The organism is Acerihabitans sp., assembly GCF_036398755.1.
Classification (GTDB): domain Bacteria; phylum Pseudomonadota; class Gammaproteobacteria; order Enterobacterales; family Enterobacteriaceae; genus Acerihabitans.
Genome location: NZ_DASWOM010000150.1, coordinates 1 through 2,404, shown reverse-complemented (window position 1 = coordinate 2,404; position 2,404 = coordinate 1). Strand labels below are relative to the sequence as shown.

At 58.5% G+C, this 2,404-nt stretch carries 2 protein-coding genes and 1 pseudogene; all 3 read right to left on the bottom strand.

Annotated elements, in window-relative coordinates; genetic code table 11:
* Window positions 1-167 precede the first annotated feature (167 nt).
* Window positions 168-2,105, bottom strand: coding sequence for a DEAD/DEAH family ATP-dependent RNA helicase (locus tag VGC33_RS23195; RefSeq protein WP_331123125.1), 1,938 nt, complete (start codon window positions 2,103-2,105; stop codon window positions 168-170).
* Window positions 2,106-2,116: 11 nt separating this feature from the next.
* Window positions 2,117-2,176, bottom strand: coding sequence for a protein YrbN (yrbN, locus tag VGC33_RS23365; RefSeq protein WP_524535660.1), 60 nt, complete (start codon window positions 2,174-2,176; stop codon window positions 2,117-2,119).
* Between the two features lie 103 nt (window positions 2,177-2,279).
* Window positions 2,280-2,404: pseudogene (locus tag VGC33_RS23190) on the bottom strand (lipoprotein NlpI); the annotation flags it as partial.

The window sequence follows — 2,404 nt, the reverse complement described above, 5'->3', positions numbered from 1 at the left end:
TTAGCGGAAAATGTCTTGCGACACTCTCCGCTAATTTTAAAGCGAACGGCACTGGATGCTGTTCTTAATCACCTCGCCAAAACCTACCGAAGTATGGTGCTGGTTTATTAGCGCTGATTTAGTGGGGATCCCTCAGCGCCGCGGCGGGTTTTTTTATCGTTCAGCGATTAGGCATCGCGGCGACGGGTGGTCGGCGCGGCGGCGGCATCGCCTTCGCGACGCGGTCCACGTTGACCGTCACGGCTGCCGCTGAAACGTCGTTCGGCGGGAGCGCCGCCTTCACGGCTGCCGCTGAAGCTGCGACGACCGGCGGGAGCGCCGTTGCCGCCTTCGCGACGTTCGCTAAATCCACCACGCGGCGCGCCTGCGCCGGCGGGGCCGCCACGGCGTTCACCGCGCGGCGCCGCCACTGCTTCGCCGACAAACTGCATGTTCATCGGTTTGTTCAGGATGCGCGTACGGGTGAAATGCGACAGCATATCGCCCGGCATGCCTTTCGGCAGCTCAATGGTGGAGTGGGAAGCGAACAGTTTGATGTTGCCGATATAACGGCTGCTGATATCGCCTTCGTTGGCGATGGCGCCCACGATATGACGGACTTCAACGCCGTCATCGCGGCCCACTTCGATACGGTACAAATCCATTTCGCCGACATCGCGACGTTCACGACGAGCCGGACGTTCACCGCCGCGATCCGCGCCACGGTCGGCGCCTTCGGGACGACGCTCGTCACGATCGCGGAACTCGCTGCGCGCACGACGGTTGATAACCGGGTCCGGCGGCAGGATCAGCGGACGATCGCCCTGGGCCATTTTCAGCAAGGCCGCGGCCAGCGTTTCCATATCCAGTTCTTCCGCCGGCTGTAGTTTAGCCAGCAGCGCACGGTACATATCCAGATCGCTGCTTTCCAGCTGCGCCTGGACCTTGGCGGCAAATTTCGCCAAACGACGCTGGCTCAGCACCTCGCCGGTCGGGATTTCCACTTCCGGAATGGTCAGCTTCATGATGCGTTCGATATTACGCAGCAGGCGGCGCTCGCGGTTTTCAACAAACAGCAGCGCGCGGCCGGCACGGCCGGCACGACCGGTACGGCCGATACGGTGGACGTAGGATTCTGAATCCATCGGGATATCGTAGTTAACGACCAGGCTGATGCGATCAACATCCAGGCCGCGCGCCGCCACATCGGTGGCAATCAGGATATCCAGGCGGCCGTCCTTCAGCCGATCCAGGGTTTGCTCGCGCAGCGCCTGGTTCATATCGCCGTTCAGCGCCGCGCTGTTGTAGCCGCTGTGTTCCAGTGCTTCCGCCACTTCAAGCGTGGCATTCTTGGTGCGCACGAAGATGATGGCGGCGTCAAAGTCTTCCGCTTCCAGGAAACGGACCAGCGCTTCGTTCTTGCGCATACCCTGCACCGTCCAATAGCTCTGGCTGATGTCGGGGCGGGTGGTCACGCTTGACTGGATGCGCACTTCCTGCGGATCGTTCATGAAACGACGCGTGATGCGGCGAATCGCTTCCGGCATGGTGGCCGAAAATAACGCGGTCTGATGCTTGGCCGGAATCTGCGCCATAATGGTTTCGACGTCTTCGATAAAGCCCATGCGCAGCATTTCATCAGCTTCGTCCAGCACCAGTCCGCTTAATTTGGACAGGTCGAGGGTGCCGCGTTTCAAATGGTCGAGCAAACGGCCGGGGGTGCCCACCACTACCTGCGGACCCTGGCGCAGGGCGCGCAGCTGAACGTCATAACGCTGGCCGCCGTAAAGCGCCACCACGTTGATGCCTTTCATGTGCTTGGCAAAATCGGAAATCGCTTCCGCGACCTGTACCGCCAGCTCACGGGTCGGCGCCAGAACCAGCACCTGGGGAACGGCCAGTTCGGCATTGATATTGTGCAATAAAGGCAGGGCAAACGCGGCGGTCTTACCGCTCCCGGTTTGCGCCATACCCAAAACGTCGCGTCCCGCAAGCAGTTGCGGAATACATTCTAACTGGATCGGCGATGGTTTTTCATAACCCAGGTCGGTCAGGGCGTTAAGGATGGGAGCGGAAAGCCCCAGATCGGCAAAATTGATTTCTGCTTTGGTTTCAACTTCAGACATGTACACGTGCCTCATTTCATCATGGCGGCCAGTCTACATACCTCGTCGTGAAAACATTCATTCATTTTCATCAAAAGTGTGAACCGGCTCAAATTGGATTTAAAACGAACAAACAAGCCCTCACCCTTGCAGGTGATGAAAAAAGGTAATGGGCTGAATTGTTTAGTTCGTCAGCTATTGCTGGTCCGATTCTGATAGGTCGTCTTGCCCTTGGCCTAAGAGCGCCAATTCCAACAATGCATAGCGGTGCTCAACAAAGTTATGTACGTTGTTAGCGACCGTCAGTTTGAACAGCGCCG

Bases quoted from the DNA above. Each gene is read 5' to 3' on its own strand.
- VGC33_RS23195 (WP_331123125.1), bottom strand. From the start codon at position 2,105: ATGTCTGAAGTTGAAACCAAAGCAGAAATCAATTTTGCCGATCTGGGG.